An 18,631-nucleotide genomic window follows, 5' to 3' on the forward strand; every position below is an offset into this window, starting at 1 on the left:
GGCGGCCGGAAGCGCCTCAGCCGCCGAAGCAGCAGAAGCCGAGCCCCCCGAGGTGAACGGCCACCGCCTCGGGCAGGGCCGCCCCCTCCGCGAGCGCGCGGTGGAAGCGGTGCATCGCCGTTCCCGTCCCGTCGTCGGGCACGGGAACGGGGCTGGCCACCACCGCGCGGCCTCCCGCCGCGAGGAGCGAACCGACGAACCCGAGCGGATCCCCGGTCCCTCCCGCGAAGCCCTGACCGCTCCAGCAGGTGGACAGGACCACCGTCTCCGGTACCCGGGGCGGCGCGGCCAGGTCGCAGGCGAGCACGGGGCCGTCGTGCAGCGCGACCGAGGAGAGGGCGGGTGAGCGGTCGGGAACGTGCCCGTGCCCGGCCAGATGGACCAGGTCGGCCTCCCCCAGGGCGGCCAGGACTTCCCGATGCCCCGCCCGGCGCCCGGTGAGCACGCGTGCCCGGGGGTACAGCCCGGCCAGGGCGGTCACCTCCCGCAGGGCTCCGGGCGGTTGGTGCGCCGCCACCAGCAGCACCCGTCCGGGGAGGGCGGGCGCGGGACGCGAGGCCCGCTCCAGCCAGAACCGCGCCGTGGGCACCAGGTGCAGCGGACGCCCCCGCAGGTCGGGGAGCATGCCCCAGGGCGGGTCGCCCAGGTAGGAGTCGCCCGCCACCACCAGCGACCGGTCTCCGACCAGGGGCGTCAGGGGGCCGACCAGGGTGCGGCTGGCCTCCCGCGCCGCCTCGCGGGCGTGGGCGTCGGGCGCGCACCCGGGTAGCCGCAGGGAATGGACGAACCGCGCCAGGGTCCGCGCCACACGGGGCAGCGGTCCCAGCGCGCGGGAGTGCACCCGCCCGGCCACGGCCACGAGCGCCACCGCCCGCCCCCCGGCGTGCGTGTACCGGAGGAAGGCCCGGCCGCCGAGGCGCTCCAGCAGCGCGTCCGCCACGGGGCCGGGGGCCGAGGGCGTTCCGGTCCGCCGCGCCGACCGGCTCTCGTGGTGGGCCTGCCAGCGGGCGGACTCCAGCCGCTGCGCGAGAGCGGTACCCGTCGGTTCCTGCGCAAGGGCGCCCTGGCCCACGGCGTTCGGACTGAGGGCCCGTCGGTAGCGCTCCGCGAGGCGGACCGTCGACGGCGTGCGCACCCGGGGGCCGGGCACGTGGGGTACCGCCCAGGACCGGGACAGCTCGGCCCAGTCCAGGGCCTTCGCCGGGTCCCCGGCGCGCAGGGCGCTCTCCAGCCCGGCCCGGACCACGTGCGGGTCCTCGCACGCCTCCGCGAGCCAGGGGCCCGGCGGCGGGGGCACGGTGCCCCGCAGCGCGTCGAGCGCGTCCAGCGCCCGGTGCGCTGCGGCCCGCCAGCGCGTGTGCGGTGTGGCGATCGGCCTGCGGACGGCCAGGGCCTCGCGCGCCCGGGCGACGGGGAGGTGTGCGCGGTCGCGCTCCGCGTACAGGGCGACGCCCTCCAGGTGGGCGGCCAGCCGGTACCAGGGGGAGTGCGCGCCGACGATGGAGCGGACGCGGCGGGTGAGTTCCACGGTACGGCGCCGGCCGCCCCGCAGCAGCCACAGTTTGGCCTCGACCAGCAGGGCGCTTACCGACGAGGGGAGGCCCTCTGTCCAGGGGCCGTCCGCCAAGGCCTGTGCCGCCTCCTCCAGCAGCCCCTCGGCCAGCAGCGCCTCGGCCAGGTCCGTGTGCAGGGCTCCCAGGCGGTCCGGGGGCAGACGCCCGGCCAGTCCGTGGAAGGTGGCGATGGCCGCGGAGGTGTCCCCCCGGTACAGGCTCAGACAGCCCAGGTTCTGCTGGACCACCAGGTCCATGAGCGGCAGACCGCGCTCCCTGGCCAGGAAACGCGCCTCCCACAGGTGTTCCTCGGCCTGCTCGAAGTGTCCGCACAGCGTCCGCGCCAGCCCCAGGTTGAGCAGGAGGCCCGGCACCACCGGAGCCGACTCGGCCAGCGGATGGCCGCGCAGGCGCCGACGGGCGTCGGTGAGCAGGGTGACGGTCTGCTCGAACCTGCCGTCCTGTGCCAGCAGCACACCCCGGGTGACCTGGGCGAGCAGGGATCTGCCCGGGTCCGGTGCGGTGCGGCCGATCTGGTGGGGGCGGTGGCGGACCGGGACGGGGGAGTCCGGCTGCGCGCGCAGGGACACGGGCGGGCGCCTTTCGCGGAGGGGGAGTGCCGGTCCCAGGAATAGCAGCGCTTCGGGGGCTGAGGGGAGTGGTCGGAGCCGATTCGCGGGCAATCGATGGGGCGAACCGGGGCAAGTCGGCTGAACGGCACGACCAGGAGTGTGTTCGTGCCTGCCGTCAATCCGGGTTCGGAGTGTCCTGTTCTGTCACGGCAGTGACGTGTCCGCCGGAGGGGTGCGCCGGGTGGGGAGGCGGTCAGATGGTGAACCAGCCGGTGACCACGGTCGTGGGAGCGACCCCGCTCAGGGAGAGGCTGATGGGTCCCGGGGGCAGGTCGGACAGGGAGAACGTCCCGTCCTCACCCACCCGCAGGCTCCGGACCGATCCCGGGCGGCGCACGTTCAGGACCGCGTGGTCGTACTCCCCGCAGGCCAGGCCCGACACCGCGCGCAGCCGTCCCCTGGCCTGGACCTGGAGGTACACGGTCACGCCCTCGTGCTCGAAACGCAGGCTGCTCACCACCGTTCCGTGCGCCTCCCCGTCCGCACAGCGGTGCGCCTCGGCCCCCGGAGCCGTCTCGGCGGCCAGCTCGGCCACCGCGGCGCCGTCGTCGCCCCGGTCGAAGGCGGCCAGGGCGGCGGACCGTCCGTCCAGTGCCCAGGGGGGAAGGCGGTCGCTCCGGTCCGTCACGTGGGTTCCTCCAGGATGCGGCGGAGTCTGCGGATCATGCGGCGCCGCGAGTTCGCGGCTTCCCCCGGGTCCGTCCGGTCCTCGCCGGTGCCGGCCTCCTCGTCCAGGTAGCGCAGTGCCGCCCTGCGCTCGCCCGGGTCGACGAGCCGCCCGATCGCCCGGTGCAGCTCCTCGTGCCGCTCCTTGTGCAGGTACTCCGACTCGGGGCCGGGCACCTGGCCCGAGGACTCCAGGCGGCCGGGGTCGACGGGGCGCAGACGCTCGCTCTGGCGGCGCTGGCGCGCGCAGACGTCGCGGGTGACCCGGCGCAGCCAGCCGCGGAGGCTCGCGGGGGAGCGCAGGCGGGGCAGGTGCTGGTTGAGGGTCAGCCACACCGTCTGCACGGCGTCCTCCCGGTCCGGGGCGGACAGGCGGTAGGAGCGGGCGATGGCGTTCACCACGGGCAGGTGGCGGTCCACGATCGCCTCCCAGGCGCGGCGCTCTCCCAGGCAGGCCCGCCGTACGAGTTCGGCGTCGCCGGGGGAGTCGTCCGGGGCCGGAGGGAGCGGGGCCGGCCCGTTCCGTCCGGACACCTCCGGCGGGTTCCCGGGCGCCTCCGACGGGTCCTCGGGTGCCTCCTGCGGCTTGTCGGGTCCCTCCCCGGGGGCGTGGGGCGCCTCCTGCGGACCGGCGGATGCCTCCCCGGAGCCGTCGGGAGAATCGGAGCTGCCCGTGTCGCGGCCGGATGTGGCCGAAACCGGCGAGGGTGGGGGCGCTTCCTCCTCAGAAAAGGTCGAAAGTACGGTTTGAGGAGGTGTTCCAGCGCCATGGATGCCCTCGTGTGACTGGTCTGGCACACCCGCCCCCACTATGATCGGACTCCCGCTCGCCGGGGTCCACGCTAGTCTCCGGGGCCTCTGGCCGCAGCGGGAACGCTGGAAAAGAGCAGTGTGAGCGCTGGTTCTCAGGGTGCCCTTGGGGCACAATGGGGCGAAAGCATTCAGGCGGGTATGCAACCTTCTCGTGGTACGAGGGCGTCGGGGAAGCGCACTCGTTCGTATCAGGAGGTTCGGTGTCCGCACGTGGCGTCTTGTACGTCCACTCCGCGCCCGCGGCGCTGTGCCCACACGTCGAGTGGGCGGTCGCGGGCGTTGTTGGAGTACCCGTGAAACTCGACTGGGTCGCCCAACCGGCGGCACCTGGCAACCACCGCGCCGAGCTCAACTGGCAGGGGAAGCCGGGCACCGCGGGCGCGGTGGCCTCGGCGCTGAACGCGTGGCAGCGCCTGCGCTTCGAGGTGACCGAGGAGGGGTCGCCCGGCTGCGACGGTATGCGCTACAGCTACACGCCGTCCCTCGGCATGTTCACCGCGCTCACCAGCGCCGCCGGCGAGGTCCTGGTGCCCGAGGGCCGTCTGCGCCTGGCCGTGGAGCAGGCCGCGGCCAACGGCACCGATCTGGCCGCCGAGATCGACCGCCTCACCGGGCGTGCCTGGGACGAGGAACTGGAGCCCTTCCGCTACGCGGGTGACGGGGCCCCGGTGCGCTGGCTCCACGCGGTGGGCTGATGCGCGCGGCCCTGCGGCCGGTTCGTGGCGCACCCGCGACGGGCTAGCCCGACAGGGCACCGCCCCGGACCCCGGCGGTGGGCCCCGTTCCGTCACGGCGGTTCCCCATCGCTGGGCCAGATGGCCGAGGCGAGCAGGACCGCGGCCCAGATCCCCAGGGGTACCAGCGGCCAGTAGGGCACGAGTTCGCCGTCCATCAGGCTGACCACACCCCACACCCCGGTGAGGATCACCGCCACGCCCAGCCACCAGCGCCACTCCTCACCCCACTCCCGCCAGGGCACGGAGAGCACGGACACCTCACGGGGCCCGTCCGGGCGGGAGCTCGGTCCTTCGGAGGGGGAGCCCGGTCCTGCGGAGGGGGAGCGGGGAACGCGCTCGGGGCCGGGCCGGGGCACCCCGGCGCGCGGATCCCCCGGTTCCGCGCCGGTTCCGCGCAGGGGGAGCGGGGGGTAGGGCAGATCCCTGGTCAGCGCGCGCAGTTCGCCCCAGAACACGGCGCCCAGGGCCAGGTCCACCCGGCGGTCGTACTCCCCGTGGTCCAGGCGGCCCTCGACGAACGCGGTGGTGAGGCGGTCCACGGTCAGGTCGCGTTCTGCGTCCGAGGCACGCATCCGGTGCGGCGGCAGACGTTCGTCCCCCACTTCCCACCCCCAAAGGCGCGAGTCGTGACCACACGATACGCGCCGTGCCCGGAGTGCAAAAGGGACACGCGGGAAAGTCGGCCCGCCGGGTCGCGCGGTCCCTCCCGGCGCGGCCCGCGGACCCCTCCCGGGTGTGCCGTACGGGCCCTTCCCGGCCCACCGTGCGAGCCCTCCGGAGGTCAGCCGGACAGCCAGCGGGCGACCGCCCGGCAGGTGTCCGGGTCGGCGGCGCCGACCAGCCCGGTGTGCTCGTAGGGGCCGTGGTAGCCGAACGGCGTTCCGTCCAGCCGGGTGACCAGCCCGCCCGCCTCCTCCAGGACCAGGGCGGGCGCGGCCACGTCCCAGTCGCGCACCGGAACGTCCTTGACGAACAGGTGTGCCGAGCCGTCGGCCACCAGGCACAGCTTCAGGGAGATGCTTCCGCTCTCCAGGTACTCGCGGTAGCCGAACCGGTTCCGCACCCGGAGGGCGATCCCCCGCGGTTCGGGGGTGTTGTCGGTGAGTACGCCCCGGCCGGGGGGAGCGTCCCCGAGGGGCGGCAGCGGGGCCCCGTCGCGGCGGGCGCCCCGGCCGCGTACGGCCGTGTACAGGGTCTGGGGCTCGGGGGCGAACACCGCGGCGACCTCCGGCCGGCCACCGGCCACCAGCGCCGCCTGGGTGACGTATCCGGGAAACCCGTGCGCGTAGCTGGCGGTGCCGTCGATGGGGTCGATCAACCAGTACCGGGGCGGCCTGTCCCGGCTCAGGGACGCCGGGTCCTCCTCGCTGACCACGGGGATCCGCCCGTCGATCGCGGTCAGGCGCTCCGACAGCGCCCGGTGGGCCATGGCGTCGGCCCGTGCCTTGAACTGGCTGCCCTCCCACTCTCCGCTCAGGGCCGAGGGGTCCGAGCGCCACCGGCGGAGCAGGGCGCCGACCTCGACGACGGCCGCGGCCACGGCCTGGGACAGACGGTGCGTACCGGCGGACGGGCCGCTCACCGGGCACGCACCGGCGCCACGGTGGCCTCGCCGCCCGAGGCCAGCCGCCGGGGCGGCTCCGGGTCGCCCGCGGGCGCGGGGGAGATGCCGTGCGCGGCGAACTCCTCCTCGTCGAGGAAGTCGTCGGTCCAGCGGCGCACCATCGCCACGCCCTCGCGCCAGTCGTCGGTCAGACGGGGGCCCTCGGCGACGGCCTGCCGCAGGAGGCCGGTGATCTCGTCGACCCCGGCCGCGGCGGTCAGCGAGGCGGTGGAGGAGAAGCGCGGATTGATCTCGAACACCCGCGGCCGGCCCCGGTCGTCCAGGCACAGCTGCACGTTGAACGGCCCGTCCGCGCGCAGGGCGGTCTGCACCGCCCGGCACACGCGGTCCACCTCCGGGTGGCGCCGGGTCACCGCGTACTTGGTGACCCCCTGCTTGAGGATGACCTCCTTGGGCACCACGGCCTGCACCTCGCCGTCGCGCCACACCACGACCGAGACCGTGTACTCGGGGCCGGGAACCCGCTCCTGCACGATCAGCTCGTCGGCGGCGTAGCCGCCCTCGGACACCACGCGGGCCATGTCGCGGACCGAGTCGATCACCACCACACCGCGACTGCCCCGCCCGCTGCGCGGTTTGACGATGAGGCCCCCGCTGGCGGAGTCCGCCGCGTCGCTGGGCCACTCCGAGGCCAGCCAGGTGCGCGGGACACCGATCCCGGCGTCCTCCAGCTCCCGCATGAGCACGTACTTGTCCAGGCACGTGGAGACGAAGTCCAGCCGGGGCAGCAGGACCGCCACCCCGTCCTTGGCGAGTTCGCCCACGCGGACCAGTTCCTCGTCCACCAGGGGGATGACGGCGGCGGCGCCCTCCTCGGCGCACAGGGCCCGCATACGGGGCAGGAAGGCCTCGCTGTCCCCCGGCGGCACCAGGTGCCCGCGGTCGGCCAGGTACAGGCCGGGGGCGGTGGGGTCCACGTCGGTGGCCACCACGCGGAACCCCTGTTCACGCAGGTTGAGGATGGTGCCCGGAGTGGGCGCCGATCCGGCTGTCGTCACCACGACGGTTGGTTTCCCCGCAGGCTGCTGTGGCACCGTTCGAACCCTCCCAGGCCTGGTCCTCGGACCGGATGCCTACCGAGCCTAGACCGCGGTACTGCCGGTTGGCCCGGAAATGGCCGAATTCGGTTGCCGGGTGAACCGGGAGGGCGGTTCGCGCGTGTACCTCCCGCCCCCCGGGAGGCGGCTCCCCGCCCCCCGAGGGGATGCCGGCCCCGGGAGAGGTCGGGCGCCGGGGGCGGGGTCCGGCTACGGCTGCTCGTAGACGGGGGTGACCATCGCGCGGCCGATGGCGTGTGAGAACAGGTTGAACCCGAGGAAGGCCGGGGACGCCGACGCGTCCAGGTCCAGGCTCGGCACGTCCACCGCGTGCACCACGAAGAAGTAGCGGTGCGGGCCGTGCCCGGAGGGCGGCGCGGCGCCGACGTAGCCGTGGGAGCCCGCGTCGTTGCGCAGGGTCACGGCCGGCTCCGGCAGCCCGGAACCGCTCCCGGCGCCCGACGCCAGCTCGGTGACCTCGGCGGGGATGTTGGCCACCGCCCAGTGCCAGAAGCCGCTGGCGGTGGGCGCGTCCGGGTCGAAGCAGGTGACGGCGAAGCTGCGCGTCCCCTCGGGGAAACCGCTCCAGGACAGGTGCGGCGAGACGTCCTCACCTCCGGCGCCCATGATCCCGCTGACCTGGGCCCGTGGCAGGGGCTTCCCGTCGGACACGTCGTCGCTCGTCACGGCGAAGGACGCGACCTGGGGCAGGAACTCGTAGGGGGAGGGTGGCGTGGCCACGGAGGGGCCTCCTTCGTTCGTCTGTGTGCGCTCGTGCCGCCCGGTCGGAGCCGGGTGCCGCGGGGAGCGGCTGCTCCGGCTGCGGGCCCTACGAACATACGCCCCCGCGTGCGGGCGTGTCGTGGCGTGGGCGCCGTGTCGTCGAAAGAGCGGGAGGGGCGGAGCAAGGGGGAGCCGCTCTGGGACAACAGACCGACCGGGCGGTACGGTGCTGCCACCACGAAACAAGAACCGGATTCGGTCCCGACACCGACAGGGAGTCGCCATGACCACTCGCTGGGGCATCACCATCCCGCTGGAGGGCGTCCCGCTCCCCGAACAGAGGGCGATCATCGAAGCGATGCCCGACCTGGGGTACACCGACGCCTGGTCGGCCGAGGCCAGCGCCACCGACGCCTTCACCCCGCTCGCCCTGGCGAGCGTGTGGGCGCCCCGGCTGCGCCTGGGCACCGCCATCGTGCCCGCCTACACGCGCGGTCCGGCGACCCTGGCGATGAGCGCCGCCACCATGGCCGCCGCCGCCCCGGGCCGCTTCGCCCTGGGCATCGGCACCTCCTCCAACGTGATCGTGGAGCGGTGGAACTCCATCCCCTTCGAGGAGCCCTTCAAGAAGGTGCGCGACACCCTGCGCTTCCTGCGGGCCGCCCTGGCCGGGGAGAAGGTCAAGGCTGACTACGACACCTTCAGCGTGCGGGGCTTCACGCTCGGAGCCGTCCCCGACCGGGTGCCGCCGCTGCTGGTCGCGGCACTGCGCCCGGGCATGCTCAAGCTCGCCGGGCGCGAGGGCGACGGCGCCGTCATCAACTGGCTCTCGGCCGGGGACGTGCGCACGGTGGCCCCGTACGTGCGCCGGTACGGTGAGGACAAGGAGATCGTCGCGCGCGTCTTCGCCATCCCCGACACCGACCCCGAGACCGCCCGCGGCATCGGCCGCCGGGCCATCTGCGCCTACCTCAACGTCCCCGTCTACCGGGCCTTCCACGAATGGCTGGGCCGCGAGGAGCTGGCCCCGATGTGGAAGGCGTGGGAGGAGGGCGACCGCAGGGGAGCCCTGGCCGCGATCCCGGACGCGGTGGTGGACGACCTCATCGTGCACGGACCCGCCGAGCAGTGCCGCGAACGCATCCGCGCCTACACGGCCAACGGCGTGACCACCCCGGTGATCGCCCCGATCGGGCCGCCGGACCGGGACCCGGCCGCCGTGGTCCGGGCCCTGGCCCCCGAGGGGTGACCGCCTCGACCCGGTGATCGCTCCGGCCCGTCCGCCGGGCCCGCCCCGCGCCGGGCGGGCCCGGCGGACGGGGAGCGCCCGGTTTCAAAGACGCGGTGCCCGTTCCGCTCCGCCCTCCTCCAGAGGGCCCACCACGCGCCGCGCGCGCAGGACCAGTTCCAGTTCGAACCGTTCACCGGGGTCGCGCAGCCGCGCGCCGAACAGCTCCTCCAACTGGCGCATCCGGTAGCGCACGGTCTGCGGGTGGACGCGGAGCCGCTCCGCCGCCTCGTTGGCGTTGAGCCCCGACTCCAGCCAGGCCAGCAGCGTGTCGGCCATCCGCTCCCACTGCGGGGCGCGCAGGTGCGCCATCGGGGCCAGACGGGACCGCGCCATCTCCGTGACCAGCTCCCTGTCGCGCGACAGCAGCAACGCGGCCAGATGGTCCTCCCACCGGACCACGCCCCCGCCCGGCACAGCACCCGAGCGCACCAGCTCCGCCAGGGCGCGGGCCCGGGCCAGGGACACCGGCGCCCGGTCCAGGGCCACGCTCGGCCCCAGCACCGCGCCCGAACCGCGCAGCGAGCGCTCCAGCGCCCGCAGCCGTCCCGGCCCCTCGGGGTCGGGCACCAGGGCGCACGGCTCCGCGCGGTCCAGCCCCACCAGCACGTCCGGCGGCAGCGCGAGGGGCCTTCCGCCCGCGGCCCCCGCTCCCCGCCCGGCCGACGGCCCCCGGTACAGCAGTGCCACGGCCACCCGCTCGGGCACCCGCCAGCGGGCCGCCCGTGCCAGGGAGGGCACCGCCCGCGCCTCCTGTTCCGTGCCCGCCTCGGCCAGCAGCACCTCCAGCAGCCTCGTCCGGCGGCGGCGCAGAGCTTCCACCCCCGCGCCCCGCACCCGCGCGTGCCCCTCGGCGGCGGCGGTCGAGACCTCCTCCTGGAAGGCGAAGATCGCCTCGCCCAGCACCGCCATGTGGTCCCGGGTGAGCGTGTCGGCCCCGGCCAGCCGCCGCCAGGCCGCGGCCGCCGCGGTGCGCATCCCCGTGTGCAGGCACTCCAGGGTGCGGCCGTTCCTGGCCTCGTCCGCGCCGAACTCCCGGAACCCGGCGGCCAGCGCGTCCACGTGGTCGGGGGAGCGGCCGCCGCCCTCGACCCGGTCCAGGAACGCGTGCACCCCCGCGCCGACCACCCGGCGCAGCTCCTCGGCCTCGGCGGGTTCCAGCGGACGGGAGCGGGCCTCGGCCCGGCGCCGGATGTCGACCAGGGCCTCCTCCACCAGCGGCGGCACCAGCGCGCGCAGCCGTGCGCCCAGTTCCGGGGGGATGCGCCCGAACGGGTCCGTTCCGGGGCTCTCGCGCAGTGGATACGTCATGTCACCTCCGGCGCGGACGCGCGGCGGAGCCGCCCGTGGCACGCCCGCGCGTGCTCTGTGCGCCAGGAGGTCCGAACGGGGCCGGACCGGGCTCCCATACCACCAGAGCCCGGACGCGCGGACAAGCCCTACCGTGCGGGCGGATCCGGCCGGTCGGACCGCCTCGTGGCGGGGACGCGCGCGCACCGCTGGTCACCGGGCGGGTCGGTGCGGTAACAATGTGCGGGTAGGACGCCCTTCCGCCCCCCGAGAGGTACCTTCCATGCGATACTCCCCGCTGTTCAGCCTGCCCCTGGCCCTGCTGCTGGCCGCCACCGCCTGCTCCGGGGAGGGGGAGCCGTCCGAGGAGGCGACCGGAGCCGACACGGCGGTGGAGGGGGCCCCGGAGGCCGAGGCGGTGCGCGCGGCCGAGGGTTTCGTGGCCTCCCTCCAGGCCGCGGACGGCGAGGCGGGCTGCGCGCTGATGGACGAGGCCGCGCGGCAGGTCCTCGCCGAGGCCCGGGGGGAGGAGGACTGTGCCACCGCCTTCCCCGGCTACGCCGACTCCCTCCAGGGCGGGGAGGGCATCGAGGTCGGCGAGGCCACCATGGGGTCCGATCTGGAGGGCGACACCCCCATCGCCACGGTCACCCTGGTCTACCCGGGCGAGGACCACGGCCCCCTGGAGGTGCGCCGGGACTCCGACGACCAGTGGGTGGCCACCCGCCTGCCGGGCATCGCCCTGGGCGGCGCCTGACGGCCTCCCGGCCCCGGGCCCTCCCCCCGTGCCCAGGGCGCGCGGGCCCGTGGTGGGGGTGCGCGGGGAGCCGCGCGCGTGGCCGGGCACGCGCGGAAACCGGGTCGGCGACGCCGTCGACGAAGGCCTCGGACCCCGCCACCGTCCGCGCGCCGGTTACGCGGACGCGGTCCGGGAAGGGGCCGCGCCGCCGGCCAGCGCGGGGTAGTCGGTGTACCCGCGCCCGTCGCCGCCGTAGGCCCGGGACATGTCGGGTTCGACCAGGTCGGCGCCGGTGGCCAGCCGTTCGGGCAGGTCGGGGTTGGAGATGAAGAGCCGGCCGAACGAGAGCAGGTCCGTGGCCCCCTCGTCGACCAGGGAGAGGTGCTCGGGGCCGGTCCGGGAGCCGGGGGTGGCGGGGTTGAGCACCATCACGCCCTTCCACGCCCGGCGCAGTTCCGGTGTGAGCTCGGGCGCCCCGGTCTCCAGGAGGTGCAGGTAGGAGAGTCCGAAGCCGTTCAGCTCCTCGACCAGGTGGTGGTAGGTCTCGGTGAGGTCCTCCTCCTCGATGTCGTTGAGCGGGTTCGCCGGCGAGAGGCGCATGGCGGTGCGGTCACCGCCGATCGCCTCGGTGACGGCCGCGGTGACCTCCAGGGCGAGGCGGGCCCTGTTGCGGGGGGAACCCCCCCAGCCGTCCGTCCGCCGGTTGGCGTTGCCGGAGAGGAACTGGTGGATGAGGTAGCCGTTCGCTCCGTGGAGCTCGACCCCGTCGAAACCCGCGGCGACGGCGTTGCGGGCCGCGTCGGCGAAGTCGCGGACCGTCTGCTCGATCTCCGGCGCGCTGAGCTCCCTCGGCACGACGAAGTCCCGCGGGCCCTCGTGTGTGAAGATCTGGCCCCTGGCCCGGACCGCGGACGGGCCGACGGGCTGCTGGGGGGTGCGGTAGTTGCTCGGGTGGCCGATACGGCCGGTGTGCATCAGCTGGGCGTAGATCACCCCGCCCTCGGCGTGCACCGCGTCCGTGACCCGGCGCCATCCGGCGACCTGGGCGTCGCTGTGCAGGCCCGGAGTGTCGGGGTAGCCCTGCCCGACGGCGCTGGGCTGGATGCCCTCGGTGATGATCAGCCCGGCGCTGGCGCGCTGCGCGTAGTAGGTCGCCGTCATCTCGCCGGGAGCCAGGTCCGGCCCGTGGGCCCGGCTGCGGGTCATCGGGGCCATGACGATCCGGTTCCTGAGCTCCTGCCGACCGATCCGGCCGGGCGTGAAGGCTGCTCGCACGGGTGTCTCCTTGAAAGATTGCTCGGACAACTAAGCTCACTATGTCCTGTCGTCGCAGTCGTCGCAAGCTCCGACGATGAAAAAGTTGCCCGGGCAAGTGTGATGGTGGTCCTAGACTGAAGCGGTGAGTACGACGAACGACTCCGGCTCGGCCGGAACGGGCCGGGTGGCCGGAGTGGGGCCCGTGAGCCACGTGGTCTTCCGGGTGGCGCGTCTCCACAAGCTCCTCGCCGGACAGCTGCTGCGCGAGGTGGGCCTGTACCCGGGGCAGGAGCTGCTGATGATGCGGCTCTGGGACGAGGGGCCGCAGAGGCAGGCCGACCTGGCCGCCGTTCTCGACGCCGACGCGCCGACCGTCACCCGTTCCGTGCGGCGCCTGGAGCGCGCCGGGTTCGTGCGCCGTTCACCCAGCCCCACGGACGGACGGGTGACGATCGTCGAGGCGACCCCGGCGAGCATGGGGCTGCGGGAGTCCGTCGAGCGCATCTGGGCGGAGCTGGAGCGGATGACGGTCGCGGAGATGGACGGGGGCCGGCGGGGAGAGGTGCTGGAGGCGCTGGGCGAACTCGAACGCAACCTGACGGCCGCGGAGGAGGCCCGCCGGGGCATGCGCTGATGACCGTCGGCCCGGGCCGGCCGGGAACCGTGCACGCCGCCCTCGCGCCGACCGGGACGCCGCCGGAGCCGTACCGCCACACCCGCTCCCCGGCCGCGATCGCCTGCGCCGTCCGCGTTCCCCGCCTCTCAGGGCACGACACCCGGGGCTGTACCTCCCCCGTCCCTCCGGAGGACGCCGCCGCGGGCAGCTACGGCTGCCGGGGCCGGGCGGACCGCGGGTCCGCGGGGGTCAGGGCCGGCCCCGACTCCCGCGTGCGCCACCACACCACGGCCGTGACCGCGACGAGGAGCGCGCAGGGGACGAGCATGAGCGCTGATCCGACGCCCGTGGACCGGTCGAACCAGGTGACCTGGTCGGAGCGCAGGATGAGGGCGATGAGGAACGCGAGTGTGTTGTTCGCCGCGTGGATCACGATCGCGGTCTCCAGGCCGCCGGTGCGCCAGGTGATGAGGGCCAGGGTGACACCGAACGTGAGGTAGTAGAGGTTGAGCCACGGGTCGAGCGCGAGGTGGAGCGCGGTGAACAGCAGGCTCGAGACGAGGACCCCGATGACCAGGGCCGTGCGCGGCCCGCGCCCCCAGCTCGCGGCGACCCGGAAGGCGAGCCCGCGCAGCCCGTACTCCTCGCCGGCCGACTGCAGGGGCGCCAGCACGGTGGTGATGGCGAACATCCACAGCAGGTCGGCGGTCCGCCAGGGGGCCTCCGGGAGGGGGGACAGGGCGGAGAAGACGGTCAGGTAGACCGCCCAGACGGGGACGATGACCATGAGCGTCCGACCGACCACCTCGGGGCGCAGGAGCGAGCGGACCGAGTGCAGTGAGGCGCCCCGGATCCCGTAGAGCCACCGTTGGACGAGCATGCTCCACGGGATGAGCAGGGCGAGCGAGAACAGGTTCGCCGCGTGGACCAGGGGTGTGAGCTCGAACCCGTCCGACAGCGGGTCGGTCCGGCCGAGCAGGGTGTCGGCGAGGACCGCGAGAAGGGTGAGGACGGTGCTGAAGAGGAGCAGCCCGCCCACCAGGAGGGCCAGGGCGGCGACGCCGCGCCAGACCCGGCGCTTCTCGTCGGTGAGGACGCGGTGGTAGGGCACACCCGGCGGGACCGGCCTGGGGCCGCGGCGGCGCGGGGAGGGCGCTGCGCCCGTGGGCGGTGTCCCCACCGCGCCCGAACGCGGATCCGCGGAGAACGGTCCGTGGGCCGGCTGCGGGGTCGGTGTCGGCGGGGGACTGTCTTCGTGGGCGTTCATACCTTCACGCTAACGAGGAGCGTGGTCGCCCAGGAGTGCCGGGTAACACGGGTTTCCTCCGCGATCCTCACCCGCCGGGAATGACAGGTGTCATACCTGGAGCGCCCCCGTGGGGCGGGGTTCGGGGAACTGAGGAGAAGACGGGCGGCTGCCGGCCCGTGTCCACCCGGGTCCGGGGAACCCGCCCCCGCCGCGCGTGGCACGCGAAAAGCCGCCCTCCGCCTTCGACGGCGGGGGCGGCTCGGGTGTTGGGGACGGGCCTCTCAGCTCCGTCCCGGCACTCCGGGGGTGCTACAGCGGGCGGACCTCCTCGGCCTGCGGGCCCTTCGGGCCCTGCGTGACCGAGAACTCCACACGCTGGTTCTCCTCGAGGTTGCGGAAACCGCTGCCCTCGATGTTGCTGTAGTGCACGAAGACGTCGGGGCCGCCCTCATCCTGGCTGATGAAGCCGAAGCCCTTGTCGCCGTTGAACCACTTCACGGTTCCCTGAGTCATGACTGCCTCCTGGCAGGTTGGTGGGATGGACCCGAGGTACGGGCCCGCGATCGCACTCGAGTTGCGGCGCGCCCCACCATTCCTGGCTGGACAGCCGCCCGCGTCGACTCCCGCGAGCGTCAAACACTAAGGTCAAACACATACACAGAAAACCACGATCCCCTGCTACAACAACGTCCGCCGCGAGGTATTCCCCCGGCGGCCCCGGATCGAGGGGCGGTACCGCGACGCGCGCCGCCCGTCCGCGGCGGCGGGCGGGGGTGAGGAGCCGGGTAGTCAGGAGTGGTGGTGTCCCCGCGGGTGGGATGACCTGCCAGTGTGGACCCCGGGAACCGTCCGACGCGAGGAGCTCTGCCATGACCCAGAACACGACCGACGACACGACGGGTTTCTCCGATCTGCCGCTGAGGCCGGAGATCCTGGACGCGCTCGCCGGCCTCGGCTACGAGGAGCCCACGCCGATCCAGCGGGAGGCCATCCCACCCCTCCTGGAAGGGCACGACCTGCTCGGACAGGCAGCGACGGGCACGGGCAAGACCGCCGCGTTCGCGCTTCCCCTGCTACAGCGGCTGCCCCGGGAGGGGAGGGGGCCGGAACCGTCGGCGCTGGTGCTCGTACCGACACGCGAGCTGGCCATCCAGGTCTCGGAGGCGATCCACCGCTACGGCCGGGTCCTGGGAGCGCGTGTCCTCCCGGTCTACGGCGGACAGCCGATCGGACGGCAGATCAGGGCCCTCGAACGCGGAGCCGACGTGGTGGTCGCCACACCCGGGCGTGCGCTCGACCACCTGAGCCGCGCCACGCTCTCCCTGGACGGGTTGGAGACGGTCGTCCTCGACGAGGCGGACGAGATGCTCGACATGGGCTTCGCCGAGGACATCGAGGCCATCCTCCAGGAGACGCCGCCGGAGCGCCAGACGGTCCTCTTCTCCGCGACGATGCCGCAGCGCATCAACGGAATCGCCCGGCGCCACCTGCGTGACCCGATCCGGACCCAGGTCAAGCGGGAGACGGCCACGCCGGGTGAGACACCGTTGGTGCGGCAGAGCGCCTACATGGTCCCGCGGGCGCACAAGCCGGCGGCGCTCGGGCGTGTACTGGACGCGGAGGCGCCGACGGCCGCGATCGTCTTCTGCCGGACGCGCGACGAGGTCGACGTACTCACGGAGACGCTGAACGGCCGGGGCTACCGCGCCGAGGCACTGCACGGCGGTATGAGCCAGGAGCAGCGCGACCGCGTGATGGGACGCCTGCGGAGCGGGACGGCCGACCTGCTCATCGCGACCGACGTCGCCGCCCGCGGACTCGACGTCGAGCAGCTCACCCACGTGGTCAACTACAACGTGCCCTCCGCCTCGGACACCTACGTGCACCGGATCGGCCGGATCGGACGGGCCGGCCGTGAGGGTGTGGCCATCACCCTGCTGGAACCGCGCGAGCACCGGATGCTCAAGACCATCAGCCGGGCGACCGGGAGCCGGATCCCGGTCGAGAAGGTGCCGACCATCGCCGACATGCGGGCCCGGCGTCTGGAGCTGACGCGCGCGGCACTGCGTGAAAGCCTCCTGGAGGACGAACTGGAGCGCTTCCGCGTCGTGGTCGAGGAGCTCGCCGACGAGTTCGACGTCATGGACGTGGCGCTCGCCGCGGTGAAACTGGCGCATGAGGCCTGCGGGCCCGCGGCCGACGAGGAGGAGATCCCGGAGGTCGCCGTCAGGCCGGGGCGGGAGCAGCGGGGCCGCGGCGACGCCGCCCGGCGGGGGGGAGGGCGCGGCCGCACCCCGTCGGGCGGGATGACGCGTCTCTTCGTCGGCGCCGGACGCAGCGCCCGCATCCGGCCCCAGGACCTGGTCGGCGCGATCGCCGGCGAATCGGGCCTCAGCGGACGCGATATCGGGGCGATCGAGATCGCCGACCGCTTCTCGCTGGTGGAGGTACCCGAGTCCGCGGCCGACGAGGTGATCACCGCCCTGCGCGGCAGCACCATCAAGGGGAGGAAGATGGTGGTCCGCCGGGACGCGCGGTGACCCGTCGGCGGAGCGCTCCGGGGGGGAGGACCGCGCCTTCCGCCGCCGGGCCGGGTCCGTCCGTTGCGGGCGACGGGTCCGGGGCCTGCGGTCACGCGGCACCCCGGGCGAAGCGGCCCGCCTTCGGCCTCTCGGGCGCGGTGGCGGGGGAGTGCGGCGGCTCCCACCGCTCTCCCCCCGCCCGGGAGGAGGGCCCCGGTCCTCATGGTGCGGAGTCGTTGGCGGGGCGGCCCGCGCCCTCGGCGGTGCAGCCGAGGCCGGACTGGTCCTCCCCGGTACCGCCGTCAGGGCTGCCGACGTCCTCGGCACCGATGTGCCGGAGCATCACCGCGGTCGCCGCGGCCAGGGCGAGGACGGCCACGGCGCCCGTCCAACCCGCCGTGTTCAGGCCCGCGATGAACGCCTCCTGGGCCCGCTCGAACACTGGTTCGGGAATCTCCCCCGCGACCGAGGCGGCTCCGGACAGGCTGTTCCCCACGGTCTGGGCCGTATCCGCCGGGAGGCCCGCGAGGGCCTCCGCGTTCATCCTGCTGCTGTAGACAGCGGCGGACAGGCTTCCCACCAAAGCGATGCCGGCTGCCAGGCCGAGTTCCTGGACCGTCTCCGACATGGCCGAGGCCGAACCGGCCTTCTCAGGCGGCGCGGCGCCGACCACCAGGTCAGTGCCCAGCGCCGCGATCGCGCCAAGGCCCAGGTACACCAGGGAGAAGGCCCCGACCACCGGGAACAGTCCGCCGGACGGCCCCACCAGACCCATCAGCGCGTAGCCCACGGAGGACAGCGCCAGCACCCCCGCCACCACGTATCCCGGGCGCACCCACCGGGCCAGGAGCGGCGCCACGATCGCCGAGAGCATCATCATCAGCGCGGGCGGGCCGTACCACAGGCCCGCGGCCAGGGGGGAGAGCCCCTCGACCAGCTGTAGGTACTGCGTGGTCAGGAACATGGTTCCGCCGACGCCCACCAGACCGACGAGCATCATTCCCAGGGCGACGCTGAAGGCGCGGTTCCCGAAGAGGGTCACGTCGAGCAACGGGCTCTTGAGGCTGAGCTGCCGGCGGACGAAGAGGACGGAGAAGACCGCGCCGACCACGACGGCGGTGAGTACGCCCCCGCTGGGCTCCTGCTTGGCGAACTCCTTGACCGCGTAGACGACCGGCAGGACGGCCAGTAGTGAGAGGAACACGCTGAGCAGGTCGAACCGGCCGCTCCGTGGAGCGCGGTACTCGGGCAGCAGGACCGGGGCCAGTACGAGCATCAGGCCGATCACCGGGACGGCCAGCAAGAAGGCCGCACCCCACCAGAAGTACTGGAGGAGCACGCCACCGACCAGCGGCCCGGCAGCCATGCCGCCGGCGAAGAACGTGGCCCACAGGCCGATCGCCAAGGCGCGCTGGCGGGCGTCGCGGAACATGTTGCTGATCAGAGCCAGCGTGGAGGGCATGAGGGTGGCACCGGCCGCTCCCAGCGCGGCACGGGCGGCGATGAGCACCTCGGGCGTGGGCGCGTAGGCTGCCGCGAGCGACGCGGCGACGAAGGCGACGCCACCGATCATCAGGAGGCGGCGGCGGCCGATCCGGTCCCCGAGCGTTCCCATGGTGATGAGGAATCCGGCGATCAGGAAGCCGTAGGCGTCCACGATCCACAGTTCCTGGGTACCGCTGGGGCGCAGATCCACAGCTAGCGAGGGCAAGGCCAGGTGCAGAACGGTCAGGTCCAGCCCCAGGAGAACGGTCGGCAGGGCGAGGACGGCCAGGCCCGCCCACTCGGCCGGGCCGGCCCTGCCAATGCTCGGGCGCGTCATGTCACGGCTCCTTTCGTCGTCGGAACGGACCCAGCATCGGAAACGACGCGCACGGCGTGCGCA

Annotated in this window: 17 protein-coding genes; 5 read left to right on the forward strand and 12 right to left on the reverse strand. The window is 74.2% G+C overall.

Annotated features, from left to right (window positions below; all coding sequences use genetic code 11):
• Positions 1-16: 16 nt before the first annotated feature.
• The 3 genes from FYW95_RS12865 to FYW95_RS12875 form a co-directional block, all read right to left on the reverse strand.
• Positions 17-2,143, reverse strand: coding sequence for a CHAT domain-containing protein (locus FYW95_RS12865; RefSeq protein ID WP_159942718.1), 2,127 nt, complete (start codon positions 2,141-2,143; stop codon positions 17-19).
• 235 nt (positions 2,144-2,378) lie between these two features.
• Complete coding sequence (locus FYW95_RS12870; protein ID WP_159942717.1) at positions 2,379-2,813, reverse strand: hypothetical protein; 435 nt, start codon at positions 2,811-2,813, stop codon at positions 2,379-2,381.
• Positions 2,810-3,385 carry an RNA polymerase sigma factor gene (locus tag FYW95_RS12875; RefSeq protein WP_236567798.1) on the reverse strand — a complete coding sequence of 192 codons (576 nt, stop codon included), beginning with the start codon at positions 3,383-3,385 and terminating at the stop codon, positions 2,810-2,812. The genes FYW95_RS12870 and FYW95_RS12875 overlap by 4 nt, the downstream gene beginning before the upstream one ends.
• 479 nt (positions 3,386-3,864) lie before the next feature.
• On the opposite strand from FYW95_RS12875, the gene FYW95_RS12880 reads away from it, so the two are divergent.
• On the forward strand, positions 3,865-4,359 hold the full coding sequence (locus tag FYW95_RS12880) for a DUF3145 domain-containing protein (RefSeq protein WP_159942716.1): 495 nt from the start codon (positions 3,865-3,867) through the stop codon (positions 4,357-4,359).
• A gap of 92 nt (positions 4,360-4,451) precedes the next feature.
• Here the strand turns inward: FYW95_RS12880 and FYW95_RS12885 are convergent, their stop codons facing one another.
• From FYW95_RS12885 to FYW95_RS12900, 4 genes are all read right to left on the reverse strand, one after another.
• Positions 4,452-5,003 carry a DUF1707 SHOCT-like domain-containing protein gene (locus FYW95_RS12885; RefSeq protein ID WP_160050369.1) on the reverse strand — a complete coding sequence of 184 codons (552 nt, stop codon included), beginning with the start codon at positions 5,001-5,003 and terminating at the stop codon, positions 4,452-4,454.
• Between the two features lie 179 nt (positions 5,004-5,182).
• Positions 5,183-5,983: a 3'(2'),5'-bisphosphate nucleotidase CysQ family protein gene (locus FYW95_RS12890; protein WP_159942714.1), complete on the reverse strand. Its 801-nt coding sequence runs from the start codon at positions 5,981-5,983 to the stop codon at positions 5,183-5,185.
• Positions 5,980-7,026, reverse strand: a complete 1,047-nt coding sequence (locus FYW95_RS12895; protein WP_159942713.1) for an ATP-grasp domain-containing protein — start codon at positions 7,024-7,026, stop codon at positions 5,980-5,982. The genes FYW95_RS12890 and FYW95_RS12895 overlap by 4 nt, the downstream gene beginning before the upstream one ends.
• Positions 7,027-7,272: 246 nt before the next feature.
• A complete protein-coding gene (locus FYW95_RS12900; RefSeq protein WP_159942712.1) occupies positions 7,273-7,803 on the reverse strand; it encodes a YbhB/YbcL family Raf kinase inhibitor-like protein in 531 nt (176 codons plus the stop codon).
• Positions 7,804-8,068: 265 nt separating this feature from the next.
• On the opposite strand from FYW95_RS12900, the gene FYW95_RS12905 reads away from it, so the two are divergent.
• Positions 8,069-9,034, forward strand: coding sequence for an LLM class F420-dependent oxidoreductase (locus FYW95_RS12905; RefSeq protein ID WP_159942711.1), 966 nt, complete (start codon positions 8,069-8,071; stop codon positions 9,032-9,034).
• Positions 9,035-9,118: 84 nt separating this feature from the next.
• On the opposite strand, the gene FYW95_RS12910 is transcribed toward FYW95_RS12905, so the two are convergent.
• Positions 9,119-10,384, reverse strand: a complete 1,266-nt coding sequence (locus FYW95_RS12910) for a PucR family transcriptional regulator (RefSeq protein ID WP_159942710.1) — start codon at positions 10,382-10,384, stop codon at positions 9,119-9,121.
• Between the two features lie 262 nt (positions 10,385-10,646).
• Here FYW95_RS12910 and FYW95_RS12915 point away from each other — a divergent pair, with 262 nt between their 5' ends.
• Positions 10,647-11,120: a hypothetical protein gene (locus FYW95_RS12915; protein WP_159942709.1), complete on the forward strand. Its 474-nt coding sequence runs from the start codon at positions 10,647-10,649 to the stop codon at positions 11,118-11,120.
• 156 nt (positions 11,121-11,276) lie between these two features.
• On the opposite strand, the gene FYW95_RS12920 is transcribed toward FYW95_RS12915, so the two are convergent.
• Positions 11,277-12,377: an alkene reductase gene (locus FYW95_RS12920; protein WP_159942708.1), complete on the reverse strand. Its 1,101-nt coding sequence runs from the start codon at positions 12,375-12,377 to the stop codon at positions 11,277-11,279.
• Positions 12,378-12,501: 124 nt separating this feature from the next.
• On the opposite strand from FYW95_RS12920, the gene FYW95_RS12925 reads away from it, so the two are divergent.
• On the forward strand, positions 12,502-12,993 hold the full coding sequence (locus FYW95_RS12925; RefSeq protein ID WP_159942707.1) for a MarR family winged helix-turn-helix transcriptional regulator: 492 nt from the start codon (positions 12,502-12,504) through the stop codon (positions 12,991-12,993).
• A gap of 190 nt (positions 12,994-13,183) precedes the next feature.
• Here the strand turns inward: FYW95_RS12925 and FYW95_RS12930 are convergent, their stop codons facing one another.
• Complete coding sequence (locus FYW95_RS12930) at positions 13,184-14,242, reverse strand: CPBP family intramembrane glutamic endopeptidase (RefSeq protein WP_159942706.1); 1,059 nt, start codon at positions 14,240-14,242, stop codon at positions 13,184-13,186.
• A 291-nt stretch (positions 14,243-14,533) separates the two neighbouring features.
• Positions 14,534-14,737 (reverse strand): cold-shock protein, encoded by a 204-nt coding sequence (locus tag FYW95_RS12935; RefSeq protein WP_159942705.1) that lies wholly within the window; start codon positions 14,735-14,737, stop codon positions 14,534-14,536.
• A gap of 356 nt (positions 14,738-15,093) precedes the next feature.
• Between FYW95_RS12935 and FYW95_RS12940 the strand changes: the two genes are divergently transcribed.
• Positions 15,094-16,764, forward strand: coding sequence for a DEAD/DEAH box helicase (locus FYW95_RS12940; RefSeq protein ID WP_159942704.1), 1,671 nt, complete (start codon positions 15,094-15,096; stop codon positions 16,762-16,764).
• A gap of 202 nt (positions 16,765-16,966) precedes the next feature.
• Here the strand turns inward: FYW95_RS12940 and FYW95_RS12945 are convergent, their stop codons facing one another.
• On the reverse strand, positions 16,967-18,568 hold the full coding sequence (locus tag FYW95_RS12945; protein ID WP_159942703.1) for an MFS transporter: 1,602 nt from the start codon (positions 18,566-18,568) through the stop codon (positions 16,967-16,969).
• Positions 18,569-18,631 lie beyond the last annotated feature (63 nt).

This window comes from Nocardiopsis sp. FR4 (genome assembly GCF_009830945.1).
GTDB lineage: Bacteria > Actinomycetota > Actinomycetes > Streptosporangiales > Streptosporangiaceae > Nocardiopsis.